16 protein-coding genes are annotated in these 14,465 nt (G+C 65.8%); 6 read left to right on the top strand and 10 right to left on the bottom strand.

Features of this window, described 5'->3' with window-relative positions; all coding sequences use genetic code 11:
- Positions 1-50: 50 nt before the first annotated feature.
- Positions 51-1,589 (top strand): alginate export family protein, encoded by a 1,539-nt coding sequence (locus tag ABD719_RS12665; protein ID WP_344693745.1) that lies wholly within the window; start codon positions 51-53, stop codon positions 1,587-1,589.
- 27 nt (positions 1,590-1,616) lie between these two features.
- On the opposite strand, the gene ABD719_RS12660 is transcribed toward ABD719_RS12665, so the two are convergent.
- Together ABD719_RS12660 and gntA are read right to left on the bottom strand one after the other, a co-directional pair.
- Entirely contained in the window at positions 1,617-2,204 is a 588-nt protein-coding gene (locus ABD719_RS12660; protein WP_344693744.1) for a DUF1989 domain-containing protein, read from the bottom strand.
- Positions 2,197-2,883, bottom strand: a complete 687-nt coding sequence (gntA, locus tag ABD719_RS12655; protein WP_344693743.1) for a guanitoxin biosynthesis heme-dependent pre-guanitoxin N-hydroxylase GntA — start codon at positions 2,881-2,883, stop codon at positions 2,197-2,199. The genes ABD719_RS12660 and gntA overlap by 8 nt, the downstream gene beginning before the upstream one ends.
- An 87-nt stretch (positions 2,884-2,970) precedes the next feature.
- Between gntA and ABD719_RS12650 the strand changes: the two genes are divergently transcribed.
- Together ABD719_RS12650 and ABD719_RS12645 are read left to right on the top strand one after the other, a co-directional pair.
- A complete protein-coding gene (locus ABD719_RS12650; protein WP_344693742.1) occupies positions 2,971-3,702 on the top strand; it encodes a Crp/Fnr family transcriptional regulator in 732 nt (243 codons plus the stop codon).
- Between the two features lie 43 nt (positions 3,703-3,745).
- Positions 3,746-3,937 (top strand): hypothetical protein, encoded by a 192-nt coding sequence (locus ABD719_RS12645; protein ID WP_344693741.1) that lies wholly within the window; start codon positions 3,746-3,748, stop codon positions 3,935-3,937.
- Positions 3,938-4,039: 102 nt separating this feature from the next.
- On the opposite strand, the gene ABD719_RS12640 is transcribed toward ABD719_RS12645, so the two are convergent.
- The 6 genes from ABD719_RS12640 to ABD719_RS12615 form a co-directional block, all read right to left on the bottom strand.
- Positions 4,040-4,210, bottom strand: coding sequence for a hypothetical protein (locus tag ABD719_RS12640; RefSeq protein WP_344693740.1), 171 nt, complete (start codon positions 4,208-4,210; stop codon positions 4,040-4,042).
- A 115-nt stretch (positions 4,211-4,325) separates the two neighbouring features.
- A complete protein-coding gene (locus ABD719_RS12635; protein ID WP_344693814.1) occupies positions 4,326-5,630 on the bottom strand; it encodes a sensor histidine kinase in 1,305 nt (434 codons plus the stop codon).
- A 53-nt stretch (positions 5,631-5,683) separates the two neighbouring features.
- Positions 5,684-6,403 (bottom strand): response regulator, encoded by a 720-nt coding sequence (locus ABD719_RS12630; RefSeq protein ID WP_344693812.1) that lies wholly within the window; start codon positions 6,401-6,403, stop codon positions 5,684-5,686.
- Between the two features lie 65 nt (positions 6,404-6,468).
- Positions 6,469-6,891 (bottom strand): EF-hand domain-containing protein, encoded by a 423-nt coding sequence (locus tag ABD719_RS12625; RefSeq protein ID WP_344693739.1) that lies wholly within the window; start codon positions 6,889-6,891, stop codon positions 6,469-6,471.
- Positions 6,892-7,043: 152 nt separating this feature from the next.
- Positions 7,044-7,730: a glutathione binding-like protein gene (locus tag ABD719_RS12620; protein ID WP_344693738.1), complete on the bottom strand. Its 687-nt coding sequence runs from the start codon at positions 7,728-7,730 to the stop codon at positions 7,044-7,046.
- Between the two features lie 193 nt (positions 7,731-7,923).
- Positions 7,924-9,156, bottom strand: a complete 1,233-nt coding sequence (locus tag ABD719_RS12615; RefSeq protein WP_344693737.1) for a TetR/AcrR family transcriptional regulator — start codon at positions 9,154-9,156, stop codon at positions 7,924-7,926.
- A 145-nt stretch (positions 9,157-9,301) separates the two neighbouring features.
- On the opposite strand from ABD719_RS12615, the gene ABD719_RS12610 reads away from it, so the two are divergent.
- Genes ABD719_RS12610 through ABD719_RS12600 form a run of 3 tightly spaced genes read left to right on the top strand, consistent with a single transcriptional unit; the run spans position 9,302 to position 12,383 of the window.
- Positions 9,302-10,552, top strand: a complete 1,251-nt coding sequence (locus ABD719_RS12610; protein ID WP_344693736.1) for an acyl-CoA dehydrogenase family protein — start codon at positions 9,302-9,304, stop codon at positions 10,550-10,552.
- The gene (locus ABD719_RS12605) at positions 10,549-11,598 is read left to right on the top strand and encodes a phosphotransferase family protein (protein ID WP_344693735.1); all 1,050 of its coding nucleotides are present in this window, start codon (positions 10,549-10,551) and stop codon (positions 11,596-11,598) included. Before ABD719_RS12610 ends, ABD719_RS12605 begins: the two co-directional genes overlap by 4 nt.
- Entirely contained in the window at positions 11,595-12,383 is a 789-nt protein-coding gene (locus tag ABD719_RS12600; protein WP_344693734.1) for an SDR family NAD(P)-dependent oxidoreductase, read from the top strand. Before ABD719_RS12605 ends, ABD719_RS12600 begins: the two co-directional genes overlap by 4 nt.
- A gap of 24 nt (positions 12,384-12,407) precedes the next feature.
- Here the strand turns inward: ABD719_RS12600 and ABD719_RS12595 are convergent, their stop codons facing one another.
- Together ABD719_RS12595 and ABD719_RS12590 are read right to left on the bottom strand one after the other, a co-directional pair.
- On the bottom strand, positions 12,408-13,283 hold the full coding sequence (locus tag ABD719_RS12595) for an acyl-CoA thioesterase (protein WP_344693732.1): 876 nt from the start codon (positions 13,281-13,283) through the stop codon (positions 12,408-12,410).
- A gap of 34 nt (positions 13,284-13,317) precedes the next feature.
- Positions 13,318-14,445 (bottom strand): acyl-CoA dehydrogenase family protein, encoded by a 1,128-nt coding sequence (locus ABD719_RS12590; RefSeq protein WP_344693731.1) that lies wholly within the window; start codon positions 14,443-14,445, stop codon positions 13,318-13,320.
- Positions 14,446-14,465: the final 20 nt, after the last annotated feature.

Raw genomic sequence — 14,465 nt, 5'->3', positions numbered from 1 at the left:
CGCACCGACCGGTCATTTCCTCCGCCTCCGATCCCAAGGATCCCATCGCCATGAAGACCATCAACCGGCCCCTCGGCGCGGTCACCCTGTTGCTGTGCCTTGCTACACCGGCAGCCGCCGCCACCGCCGATCAGCCTGCAACCGCCGCGGATCTACTCTCCACGCCGGCACAGACCCAGAATCCCAAGGAACTGGCCAACCCGACCGCCGCCTCGCCCATCGCGGAATCCTATCCGGCGGAAGCGGCCGGGGACGGCGTGACGACGGGCGGCTATAACCAGTCGCGCTGGGCGGAGGACTGGACCCGCTATCGCGATCCCAAGAAGCGCGACGATTTCCTCGATCGGCTGAAGTTCATCCCGTTCAACGACAAGGGCGACATCTACCTGACCCTGTCGGGGGAACTGCGCCTTCGCGTCAATGAGACGACCAATCCCAATCTGCGTGAAAGCGATGCGCAGCGACAGGACATCAACCGCATCGTCGGGGGTGCCGACCTCCATCTGGGCAGGCATGTTCGCCTGTTCGGCGAGCTGGCGCATGGCGGCCTGGCCGGGCGTAACCTCGGCACGGTCGCCGCGACGCTGCGCAACGATCTGATCGTCCAGCAATCCTTCGTCGATGTGACCGGCGATGTCGCCGGTGCCAATCTCGGCGTCCGCTACGGCCGACAGACCTTTGCCGACGGCCCGAATCTGTTGGTCGTGCCGCGCGACAACAACACCATTTTCTTCGTGTTCAACGGCGTCCGCGCCTGGGCCCGGGGCAAGACGCTGCGCGCGGATATCTTCGATTTCAAGACCACCCGCCTGGGCGTGGGCGGCACCGGCGACGACGTCACCGACGACGGCCGCCGCTTTTCCGGCATCTCCAGCGGCGTGGTGCTGCCCACCACTCTGTTCGGCAAATCGAAGCTGTATCTCGACCCGTTCTTCTGGCGCCTGCGCAACAGCGCGGCGGTGTGGGGCACCACCACCCGGCGCGAGGAACGCAATTTCTACGGATTGCATTTCTGGGGCGATGCCGGCCCGGTCAACCTCGACTGGACGGTCAACTATCAGAGCGGTAATTACGATGGCCGACCGATCGACGCGTGGCTCGTCCTGCTGGCGCAGACCTACAAGCTGGGCAAGGATCGCACGGCACCGCGGATCGGCATCCACGCCGATTATGCCAGCGGCGGCGGTGCCTATGGCACCGGCAAGCTGCGCAACTCGCTCGCGCCCTTCGGCAATAACATCTATTACAGCTATCAGTTGTTCGCGACCCCGACCAACCTGATCACCGTCGCCCCCAACTTCACCTTTACTGCACTGGGCAAGGTGCGTCTGACGGCGGAATACCAGTTGTCATGGCGGGATACGACGACCGATGCGGTTTACCGCGCGAACGGCACCGCCTTCGCTGGCACCCAGAACGTCCGTGGTCGCAAAATCGCGGATACGCTACGCTTCCAGGCGGTCTACCCGATCACGTCGCGGATCAGTTTCACGGGCCGCTACGAGCATCTGATCGCCGGACCGGCCCTGACCCAGGCAGGCTATACCAATTCGGACTTTTTCGCCGGCTGGCTCTCTTTCCGGTTCTGACCGCAGTCGGAACAGAGCGGGGGGCATTCAGTCGATCCGATACTGGATGGGCTTGAACGACCCCCCGTTCGATTGAAGTGCCGAACACGCCGTCAGCGCCATCACCAGATCCATCTCGGCACGGAAGGTGATGAAATCACCCGCCTTGCTCAATGGCGGCTCGACGGTGAAACTGCCCGTCGCACCGTCGACGGGCACATTCATGAAGCAGTTAAACGCCACCGGGATGGCATCCGGCCCCACACCATAGGGTTCGAGCGCCGCCGCGAGGTTGCCGAAACAGCCGCGATGCGGGTCCGTATCGCCATAGATGATCCGGAACGTATCCTTCGAACACGGCGTCAACAGGAAGTCATGCCGCCCCACCCGGTCCTCGATAATGTCGAGCATCACGTTGCTGCGATTGGAATAGAGCTGGTCACCGGTCGTCAGATAGATGCGGTTGGCATAATCGAGCGTCCGCCCCGACGATATCACCTCGCGCAGATCGTCGCGCGCAAAGGCGAGCAGATCGGACACCTGCCGTCCTTCCGGATCGATCACGGTCAGCGTCTGGCCCCGATCAAGGGTAAACGCCGTACCCGATCGCGGCGGGATGGTGACCGGATCACCCATGGAATGCACCCCGCTGGAACGGGCATTTCCACGACGCATCGACTGCGCGGCCACTATACTGGCGCGCCTCGCTCAGTTCACCGTGTCGGGCCAGCATCGGGTTCGCCGAACCAGCCAGCCGCTCGTCCCGCGTCAGGATTGCCGAACGCAGCTTTTCATACCGTTGCTGTTCCCGCAGCACCTGAAACTGGTCATGAAGGTTGAACACCATCGCGGGGGTTTCGAACCGTCGGGCCGGCCGGCTCGCCTGAGGGTGCAGTCCGACGACGAAAAACGCTTCACCCGCGAAACTCAGCGAAAAATGTGGATCGTCGGGATCGGAGGAAACGGTGGGATCGGGCAGATAGCCCAGCCATTCATCCTTGTCGGACAGCGACTGCGCCCGTGCCCATAAGTGACGCTCGAACTCGGTTTCGGTCAATCCCGACGGTCCTTCGAACAGGACGATCATCGTCCGGAACAGCGCACGATCGGCCCGGTAACGGGCGACCGTCGCCGCCAACGCCGGCATGATCCGCATGTCGTCCCAGGCGGAAGCGATGTCGCGGGCGACGAGGATATCCATCTGCCCCTTGCCCAGCGCCGATTTGGCACCGACGCATGGGAAGTCGGGGCGCTCGACCGAAGCGATGAAGGATCGCGCGAGCGGATGATTGTTTTGGAACGAAATCGGGTACATGATGGCAACGCAACCCACGGGAAACATGGCGGTTGCACGAATAGACACGGATCAATCCGTTTGTCGGTCGAAAGGCATGGAGGATCGATGAGGGCTGATACGACCGAACGCGTTACCGACAAATTTCTGCGCGGACGTGGCCGGCAGCGGTTGAGTGAGGACGAGCTAACCCTGCTCGATCAAACTGTGGACCGGGTACGGGACTTGCCGAGCCGTCATACCCTGGTCCGGGCCGGTGACCGGGTCAGAACCAGCACCTTGCTGCTCGACGGCTTCATGTGCCGGTACATGGACGATCATTCCGGCTATCGGCAGTTGGTGGCGATCCACGTGCCGGGGGATTTCGTCGACCTCCATGCCTTTCCGATGGAACGGCTCGACCACGACGTTGCCACGCTGAGCCCCGCGAGGATTGCGTCATGGACGCACGACACCCTGGAGGAGATTGTGGAAACCCGTCCGCATCTCACCCGGATGTTGTGGTTCTCGACGTTGCTCGACGCCTCGGTCCACCGCGAGTGGATATTCCGGATGGGGCGGCTGGATGCCGAGGGGCGGATCGCTCATTTCATGTGTGAGTTGAAGGTACGGCTCGACATGGTCGGCATGGTCGAGAACGACCGCTTCCTGCTGCCGCTAAAACAGGCCGATGTGGCGGAAGCGTGCGGTCTGACCGGGGTACACGTCAACCGTGTCCTGCGCTCCCTGCGTGAGCGCGAGTTGATGATATTCCGCGCAGGTCAGGTAACTATCGTGAACTGGAAGCAATTGAGCGCGTTGGGACAATTCAATCCCGCCTATCTTCGCGGCGGGTTATGACACACACGCAATGGTGGCAGCCATGATTTCGAAGGACGGGGAGATGGCGAAGCTCGAACCGGAAGCCGTCGCCGGCAAGGCAACCGCCGAAAGCGGCGTGGTCCTGCTTGATGGCCCGGGTGGTGTCGCCGTTGCGATGACGCCGGACGCTGCGCGTGAAACCGGACGTAGCTTGATCGAGGCGGCGGATCAGGCCGATCGTCAGCCACATGATGACATACCGGAAACGGCATAAGGCGGCACGACGGTTACGTCCTGCCGCCCGGTAAAATTTCAGTGCTTATTTATCATTGGCGTAGATGAACCGGCAAACTGATGCTGTGTCACCTCATCCCCGTCAGCGCCTGACGGTGGAACTCACAGCCTCCGGCAAAGTGGCATTCGCATAACCATGCTTCGTGGTGCCAACATCCGTCATCAGGAACAGTGCGGCAGACATCCCGCCAATCGCAATACCGGCACCCAGTGCGCGGGAGAGCGGGTTTGTAACGCGGGCAGCACGAACCATGATCGAATCCTCTCGGGGCCAGCCTCTTCGTGCTGACGCTTAAACCTATATACTGAATATGCGGTATGGTAAAGAAAATGCAATAAACAATTAACGGTATCGCTCGTAAAAAGAGTTATCGCGGCAAAATGATGGTGGCGGTCAATCCACCCTCCGCCCGGTTGGCCAGAACGACTTCACCCCCCGCATCCCGCACGATGGCGCGCGCCAGGGCAAGGCCCAGGCCGATCCCGCCGGTATCGCGGTTCCGCGACGTTTCCAGCCGGGTGAAAGGGTCGAATACGTCGTTCAGCCGGTCATCGGGAATGCCGGGACCGTCGTCGGCCACCACGATCGCCACCCGTTCCGTGCCGTCCTCCACCGACACCGCTGCCGATCCGCCATATTTCACCGCATTTTCGATCAGGTTGCGTACCGCCCGCCGCATCAGCGTGGGGCGCAGCCGCATCCGCAATCGCGCCGCTTCCTCGAACGCCACCGGCGCGCCGAGATCATGGAAATCCTCCACGACCGCATCGACCAGCGCGGCGAGATCGACATCGGTCATCGGTTCGCTGGGTCTGCCCAGCCGCGCCAGCGACAGGATGTCGTCGAGCGTCCGGTTCATGTCCGCGATCGTCTCCGCCATCCGCGTCCGGTCCGCCTCGTCCTCTACCGATTCGATCCGCACCCGCAATGCCGCCAGCGGGGTGCGCAGGTCGTGGCCGATCGCACCCAGCATCCGGTCCTTCTCGTCGAGCATCGCGGTAACGCGCAACCGGAGGGCATTGAACGCGGCGATCAGCGCCGCGACGTCGTCCGGCCCGGTCACGGCGACCGGTACCACCGGGGTACCCGAGCCGAAACGCTCCGCCGCAGCGGTCAGATCGCGCAACGGACGCGAGATGCGTCGGGCCGCCCAGAGTACGGGTAACAGCACGATCACGAACAGGATCAGCGTCTGCCCCGCCAGACGCCAGATCAGCCCCATGTCGCGGTGCCCCCACGGCATCCGCTGCACCAGCCAGCCGAGCCCCGGGCGCTCCACCGCGATCGTCAACTCATCGGCGACCCGCATCATATAGCGTTGCCGATCGGCGGGCATTCGTCGCAACAGCGGGTTATCCGCCCGCAACGGCGCCAGCCCGGTGACGATCCGGCCTATTTTCACGCCGGACTCGCTCAGCGCGGTCCGCAGGTTCGATTCCACCTCGGGCTCCCGCTCGCGCCCCACTGGCACCGGGTTGCGTGGCAGCAGGCGTACCCGGCCACGGTCCGCCACCGGCGGGCGCCCCTGCAACCCGCGCTCGATGGCATCGGCGAAGCGGGTCGCTGCCGGGCCGGTGATCTGGGTGAGCGCGAAATAGCGCCGTTCGCGCAGCAGCATCGTGAAGTTGATCGCCTGCGCCACGAACAAGGCCAGTGCGATCAGCAGCGTCATCTGCCCGGCCAGCTTGCGCGGCCACATTCGGGCGGCCGCTGCGCGAACCGTGGTCACAACCGCGTCACTTCCGCCGCCAGCGTATACCCGCCGCCCCAGACCGTCTTGATGATCTCCGGATTGCGGGGGTCCGCCTCGATCTTGCGGCGAAGGCGGCTGACCTGATTGTCGATCGCCCGGTCGAATGCCGCCGCCTCGCGCCCCTGCGTCAGGTCGAGCAATTGATCGCGCGTCAGCACCTGTCGTGGCCGGGCGACCAGCGCGAGCAGCAGGTTGAACTCGCCCGTCGACAGCGGCACCGATACGCCTTCGCGATCGATCAACGCCCGCTCGCCCGACTTCAGCACCCAGCCGGCAAAGGCGTGGGCGCCGCTGTCCGGTGCCCGTTGCCGGGCGCCGCCCGCCTGCGTCCGGCGCAGCACCACCTTTACCCGCGTCGCCAGTTCGCGGGGGGAGAAGGGTTTCACGACATAATCGTCCGCGCCCATCTCCAGCCCGACGATGCGGTCGGTTTCCTCCGCCTTCGCAGTCAGCAGGATCACCGGCACCTCGCTGGTCGCGGCGACGTGGCGACACAGGCTCAAGCCATCCTCGCCCGGCATCATGATGTCGATGATCGCCAGATCGATGGCATAGGCGGCGAGCCGCGCGCGCGCGCTTTCGGCATCGCCCGCCTGGGTCACCCGGAACCCCTGTTTGGTCAGATAGACCGCCAGCGGTTCACGGATCGAACGCTCGTCATCGACGAGCAACAGATGCGGCTGATCTCCCATGGCCACGGGTTCTAGCATCGGGATGTCTCCTGGGAACAGCCGCCCGTTCGGAACGGCGACGGCCTTTACCGATTCCCGTCATCGCGGCGACGGTCGCCGCGCGGGCTGGTGGGCGCGGCGGCGAGTTCGGCGGCATCCAGCCTGCCGTCGCCATTCGCATCGATCCGGTCGAAGCGCCGGCCGGCCATCTCGCGCATCCGGGCCGCCGTCAGGCCGCCATCGTCCATCCCGCCCCGTCGGCCGCCTTGCGGCGATCCACCGTCGGCCATCACTGCCTTGCGCTCGTCGGCGGAGACGGTGCCGTTGCGGTCGGTATCCATGCGGGCGAACAGGGCATCGGCACGGGCCAGCGCCTCCTGTCTGGTCACGACGCCGTCGCCATTGGTATCCGCCGCGCGAAGCTCCATCATCCGTCCGGCGGGCGGCGGGGCAGGGGGGGTGGCGGGGGCAGCCTGCGCCAGGGTAGCGAGCATGAGCGAAAGGATCATCGGTCGGTCTCCGCAAGGATTGGCGGGACCGTCCCGCCGCCCATGGATATCGGCGCCCGCTGTCGCGTCGGTGTGTCAGCGCGACGCTGGAACTGTCGCAATTTGTACGGAGGGGAAGGAGCGGAACCGGCAGACGCCGGCCCCGGTTGCCGTCAGCGCGTACCCTGCCCGAACAGGATCTTGCGGGCCTCGTCGTCGGCGATCTCGTTGTTGCTGATCTCCTTGCCCCTGGCATAGGCGGCGATCGTGGCGGGCCGGGCGGCGATCGCGTCGAACCAGCGCTGGAGGTGCGGATAGTCGGAGAGCGTCTGGCCTTGCACCTCATGCGGAACGATCCATGGATAACAGGCCATGTCGGCGATCGAATAATCCCCGGCAATGAACGGCCGCCCTTCCAGCTGCTTGTTCAGTACCCCGTATAACCGGCTGGTTTCGCGGACATATCGATCGATCGCGTACGGGATCTTCTCCGGGGCGTAACGGTTGAAATGATGGTTCTGGCCAAGCATCGGGCCAAGTCCGCCCATCTGCCACATCAGCCATTCGGTCACCGTTACCCGACCGCGCGGATCGGCAGGCATGAACTGCCCCGTCTTGCCGGCGAGATAGAGCAGGATCGCCCCCGATTCGAAGACGGACTGCGGGGCGCCGCCATCGGCCGGCGCGTGATCGACGATCGCCGGCATCCGGTTGTTCGGGGCGATCGCGAGGAAATCGGGCTCGAACTGCGCACCTTTGGCGATGTTCACCGGAACGAGACGATAGGGCAGGCCAGCCTCTTCCAGAAACAGCGTGATCTTGTGTCCGTTGGGGGTGGGCCAATAGTGAAGGTCGATCACGAGCATGCTCCTGTTGCGATGACCGCCAAGATGGTGGCGGCACCGACCGGGCGCCATCGGAAAGTCACGAACGTCGCATCCTACAGGGGTCCGACGCGACCTTTCGCCCGGCTGCAGCGCAAGATACCAGCCCATTGGCCGGCATCGCCCCGCGTCATAGCGGGATCATCAGGCTGCAGGACAGGGGTAATGGTTACTCGGCCGCCATCCGGTCGTCGAACAGGCCATAGAGCAGGGTGGAGGCGTACATCGCCACCGCGCGATCCCGCGGCATCGTTGCGGCCCATTTTCGCATGTCGAACGCCGCGTTCTGCAACGCCATCAGCGCCTGCGCAGCGACCAGCGCATCGACCGGGCGGCACGATCCCTCCGCCACGCCGTCCATGATCGTGCCGGCATAGCGGCGGGCGATCCTGTTCGACCGATCGACCATCGCATCGCGCACACCCATCGGCAGCCCGCTGAGCGCGGTGGTGCGCAGCAGCGGTGTCGTCTCCGCGAACTGCACGTCGAGCAAGGTGGCGACGGTGCTGGCGAGACGCTGCCAATGCGTGACGTTCCCGGCGTCGGCCAGCGCCTGCGCCTCCGCGATCGTATCGAACGAGCGGCGATAGCAGGCGGTGACCAGTTCGTCCTTGGCATCGAGATGGTGGTAGAAGCTGCCCTTCGTCACGTTCAGCTCCGACGCGATCCGCTGGACCGAGGCCCCGCGATAGCCCAGCTGGTTGATCAGCCGCGTCGCCGCCAGCAGGAACGCCGCCCGCCCCGGCTCCGCTTCGTCATGGCTCAGGTCGAGCATGGTCGGCGCCCAGCGGGCGTCTGGCTGCGCGATGCCATGATCGAACACGTCCATCAGCCGCTGCTCGATCCGGCCATATTGATCGGCGTCGTAGCGCCTGATCCATATCGGCAACCAGAAGGTGTTCTCCAGCAGCACATGCGCCCGCGCGCTCGCCAGGTCCTTCAGCGGTTTCGCGACGGGATCGCCCCACAGCCGCCGCGTGGTGCGGAACACCTGTTGCCAGCCGGCCATCAACCGTGTCCGGATCGGGTCTTCGGTGGCGCGCAGGTCCGACAGCACGGCAAAGGCGGTTTCGTCGCCCCGCTCGATCCGTTCCAGCCGGTCGATGTTCAGTCGCAGATAGCGGGCGACCCGTTCCCTTGGGGTCGGCTCCGCCAACGCCGTCTCCAGCATCTCCATCAGGCGATCGAGCGTGTTCTCGAACGCGGCGGCGGCCAGATCCTCCTTGCGCTTGAAGTAATAGGTGACGCTGGTGGTGTTCAGCCCGACGCGTCGCGCCACGTCGGCAAAGGTCATGCCCTTCGCCGATTGCTCGTTGATCGCCTCCGCCGCCGCCGCCAGGATCGCATCCCGCTTGGCACGGAACCGCCGCGTACCCGTTTCGCCTGTATCCCCTGCCTGCATCCTGCTTATCTATCAGCTTCGCGTCATCGAACCAGTCCCTTTTCGGGTATTGTCAAACCAGCTTGCTACGGCTCGCTTTATCGGCCTTTACCGAAGATCGGGTACGGTCTAGGGATCGTCCGTCACGATCAAGCGGAGCAACGCGGTGGATTTCACCCTGACCGAACGCGAAACCCATTTCCGGGACCGGGTAAGGGCGTTCATCGACGCCGACATCCGCCCCCGTCACGGCGAGTATCTGGCGCAGAGCCATGAAGGCGAGCGGTGGAAGGTGCTGCCGGTGATCGAGGAGGTGAAGGAACGCGCCCGCGCGGCGGGCCTCTGGAACCTGTTCATGCCGCCCCGTTCGGGTCGCCCCCCGGTGGACGACAGCTTCGCGTTCGAGGGGACGCAGCTCACCAACCTCGAATATGCGCTGTGTGCGGAGGAGATGGGGCGGATCGGCTGGGCGTCGGAATGCTTCAATTGTTCGGCGCCCGACACCGGCAATATGGAGGTGTTCCTGCGCTACGGTACGCGCGAGCAGAAGGAGCGCTGGCTGCGGCCGCTGATGAACGCCGAAATCAGGTCGGCCTTCCTGATGACCGAACCGCAGGTCGCCTCGTCCGACGCGACCAACATCCAGACCGCGATGATGCGCGACGGCGACGATTACGTCGTCAACGGGCGTAAATGGTGGTCCTCCGGGGTCGGCGATCCGCGGTGCAAGGTCGCGATCCTGATGGGCAAGACCGATGTCGACGCCCCACGCCACCAGCAGCAGTCGATGATGATCCTCGACATGGACACGCCCGGCGTGACGATCGAGCGGATGCTGTCGGTCTATGGGTACGACCATGCCCCGCATGGCCATGGCGAGGTGGTGCTGGACAATGTGCGCATCCCTGCCGCCAACGTCCTGCTGGGCGAGGGGCGCGGGTTCGAGATCGCGCAGGGGCGGCTGGGGCCGGGGCGCATCCATCACTGCATGCGGACGATCGGGGTCGCCGAGAGCGCGATCGAGGCGATGGCGAAGCGGCTGCTCGGCCGGGTCGCGTTCGGCAAGCGGATCGCCGACCACAGCGTCTGGGAACAGCGGATCGCCAAGGCGCGGATCGATATCGAGATGACGCGCCTGCTGTGCCTGAAGGCCGCCGACATGATGGACAAGGCCGGCAACAAGGCGGCGCAGCTGGAGATCGCGATGATCAAGGTCGCCGCGCCGACGATGGCCCTGCAGATTCTGGACGATGCGATCCAGGCGCATGGCGGCGGCGGTGTCAGCGAGGACTTCTCCCTAGCGCATGACTGGGCCTCGGTGCGGACGCTGCGTTTCGCCGACGGGCCGGACGAGGTGCATAACCGCTCGATCGCGCGCGCCGAGTTCGGCCGGCATACCAACCACGTCCCACAATGACGGTGGACGGTGAAGGGGATGTCGTCGATCGCGACCGGATCGACGTCGATCGGCTGGCGGACTGGATGACCGCGCAGGTCGCCGGGTTCGCCGGGCCGGTAACGGCACGGAAATTTCCCGGCGGGCAGTCCAATCCCACCTATCGGCTCGATACGCCCGCACGCCCCTATGTCCTGCGGCGCAAGCCGTTCGGGCCGATCCTTCCCTCCGCCCATGCGGTCGAGCGCGAATATCGCGTAATCGCCGGATTGCACCCCACCGGCTTCCCCGTGCCGCTACCTCATGCGCTGTGTGAGGATGCGGCCGTCATCGGCTCTCCCTTCTACGTCATGGAGCTGGTGGAAGGGCGGACGATCTGGGACGGTACGATGTCGGACGCCAACCCGGACGAGCGGCGTCGCCATTACGAGGCGCTGATCGATACGCTGGCGGCGCTTCACCGGATCGATCCGGTGGCGGCGGGGCTTGGCGATTACGGGCGGCCGGGCAATTATTTCGAGCGGCAGGTCGCCCGCTGGACCAAGCAATATCGTGCCGCCGAAACCGAACGGATGGAGCCGGTGGAACGGCTGATCGACTGGTTACCGCGCACCCTGCCGCCGCAGACCCGCACGGCGATCGTGCATGGCGATTATCGTATCGACAACATGATCTTCGCCGCGGATGCCCCCCGCGTCGTCGCGGTGCTCGACTGGGAATTGTCGACGCTGGGCGATCCGCTCGCCGATTTCTCCTATCTGCTGATGAACTGGGTCACCGCGCCGGAGGGGCGTTCGGGGGTGCTGGGCATGACCGGCCCCGCCACCGGCATCCCGACGCTGGAGGAGGTGGTCGCCCGGTACTGCACCGCCACCGGGCGCGACGGCGTGCCGCAACTCGAATGGTATTTCGCCTACAACCTCTTCCGGCTGACCGGGATCGTGCAGGGGATCAAGCGCCGCATCATCGACGGCAACGCCTCCAGCGCCAAGGCGCACGAGACGGCGGCACGGGTCGGCGATCTGGCGGCGGCAGCATGGGGTTTCGCGGAAAGGGCAGGGGCATGAGGTTTCAGGGCAGATCGGTCATCGTCACCGGCGCCGGATCGGGCATCGGCCGCGCCGCCGCGATCGCCTTCGCCGCCGAGGGCGCCCGCGTGATCGTCGCCGACATCAGTGCGGGCGTGGAGGACACCGCCGCCACGATCGGAGACGCCGCCCATCCGATCAGGATGGATGCAGGATCGGAAAGCGACGTGATCGCCGCGATCGAACTGGCCTGCGACCGACATGGCGGACTGGATGTGATGTTCGCCAATGCCGGGATTTCCGGTGGGATGGCCAACATCTTCGATACCGACGTTGCGTTGATGACGGAGGTGTTGCGGGTCAACCTGATCGGTCCGTTCCTCGCGATCCGGCACGCGGCCCCGCGCATCGCCGAGCGTGGCGGCGGCGCGATCGTGCTGACCGCCAGCGTCGCGGGGCTGCGCTCCGGTGCCGGATCGCCCGCCTATTCGGCATCGAAGGCGGGGGTCATCAATCTGGCGCAGGTCGCCGCGCAGCAACTGTCCGGGTCGAACGTCCGCGTCAACGCACTGCTGCCCGGGCTGACCGAGACGGGCATGACGCAGCCCGTGTTCGATCACGCCCGCGCCGTCGGCAAGGGTGACCGCATTGGCCGCCTCAATCCCCTGCGCCGCGGCGGACAGGCGGAGGAACTGGCCCGTGTCGCGCTGTTCCTCGCCTCCGACGATGCGAGCTACGTCAATGGTCAGGCGCTGGCGGTCGATGGCGGCCTGTCGTCCAGCCATCCCGTCATTCGGCAGGAATACGGGCAGACGGCGGCCTGACGGGCCATCGGCTGCCATGACGGGTCAGTCCCGCAGCCGGATCAACCCTTCCTGGGCGACGCTGGCGACCAGCCGGCCGTCCTGCGTGAAGATCGAACCGCGATTGAAATCGCGCGCGTGCCCGGCCCAGGGGCTGTGCATCGCATAAAGCAGCCACTCGTCCGCCCGGAACGGCTCGTGCAGCCACAGCGAGTGATCGAGGCTGGCGACCTGCATCTTGGGGTGCAGCCAGCCGACGCCGTGCGGGATCATCCCGGTGCCCAGCAGCCCCAGATCGGATGCATAGGCCAATACGGCGCGGTGCATTGCCGGATCGTCGACGATCGGCGCGCACAGCCTGAACCACAGATGCTGCACCGGGTCGCCACGGCCGGGATCGATCCAGCTGCGCGGGCTGACGGGCCGCACCTCGATCGGCCGGGGGCGGAGCAGCACCGCCCGCGCGGCCGGCGGCAACTGTGCCGCCATCGCCTCCCTCATCACCTGCTCGTCGGCCAGTTCCTCGGGCGGGGGGACGACCGGCATCGCGTCCTGATGCGCCAGCCCTTCTTCGGGGCGCTGGAACGAACAGGCCATGTTGAGGATCGGCTGGCCACGCTGCGTCGCGATCACGCGGCGCGTCGCGAAGCTGCGTCCCTCGAAATCGCGCACCACGCGAAAGACGATCGGATGATGCTCGTCGCCCGGCCGCATGAAATAGGCGTGGAGCGAATGCGCCACCCGGTCGCCCTCCGTCGAACGCTGTGCCGCCTGCAACGCCTGGGCGATCACCTGCCCCCCGAACACGCGCCCTTCGCCCCCCGGCTGGCGGGCGCCCCGGAACAGGTCAACATCGATCTCCTCCACGTCGAGCAGGGTCGTCAGGCTGGCGGCCAGTGCGGCAGGGGTAGGATCAGTCATCACCGGCGCTGCCTAAAGGGCCGTCGCCCCCCGCTCAATAGCCGGCCGTCACCGCCAGCCGATCGGCATGGAAATTGGCGTCGCCCCACCATTCCGCCAGCACGCGCGCGCGCTTCATGAAGAAGCCGATGTCGTAATCGTCGGTCATGCCGATCCCGCCATGCATCTGAATCGCCTCGTTCACCGACAGGGTGGTCGCCATCGTCGCCATCGCCTTGGCCACCGACACCGCCTCATCGGCCTCCGCCGATCCGGCGTCGAGCGAATGCTGGGCATGCAATACCGCCGCCCGCGCGACCTCCATCTCGGCATAGAGGTGCGCGGCGCGGTGTTGCAGCGCCTGATAGCTGCCGATCGGAACGCCGAACTGCTTGCGGTCCTTCAGATACCCCAGCGTCATCGTCGCGGCGCCATCGCCGACGCCGATCAGCTCGGCCGCCGATCCCGTCCGGCCGGCCCGCAATATCCGGTTCAGAAGGTCGCGGCCGCCATCGACCGAACCGATCACCGCATCGGCATCCACCGTCACGCCGTCGAACCGCAGCCGCGCCGCCAGCCCGCCATCGGCCAGCCGCTCCGCCGTCGCCGACAGTCCCTCGGCATCCACCGGCACCGCGAACAGCGTCACCCCGTCGCGATCCTCCGGCCCCCCGGCGGTGCGTGCCGCCACGATCAGCAGGTCGGCCACATGGCCATGCACCACGAAGCACTTCTCGCCCGACAGACGGAAGCCGTTGCCCGACCGCACCGCCGCCATCGCGATCCGGTCGCGATGCTTGGCCGTCTCGTCGATCGCGATCGCCGCGACCGTCTCGCCGGCGACGATACCCGGAAACCAACGGTCTCCCTGCGCACTGCCCGCCAGCGCGGTCGCCGCCGCGACCGCCGTGGTCAGGAACGGGGAGGGGGACAGGTTGCGGCCGATCTCCTCCAGCACGATCCCTGCCTCGACATGGCCGAGCCCCAGCCCGCCATGGTCCGCTCCGATCAGGATGCCGGTAAAGCCCATTTTGGCGAAACGGCGCCAGAGGTCGCGGCTGAACCCAGTCGTATCGTCAGCATCGCGCAACGCCCGCCGATGCGAAACCGGGGCGGTATCCGTTACGAAATCGCGCGCGGCATCGCGCAGCATGACCTGCTCGTCGGTCAGATAGAGCGGCATTGTCTCTCCCCCGTCCATGT

The sequence above is a fragment of the Sphingomonas cynarae genome (assembly GCF_039537815.1).
Lineage (GTDB): Bacteria > Pseudomonadota > Alphaproteobacteria > Sphingomonadales > Sphingomonadaceae > Sphingomonas > Sphingomonas cynarae.
The sequence above is the reverse complement of the archived record's forward strand: the minus strand, read 5'-3'. Positions and strand labels throughout refer to the sequence as shown.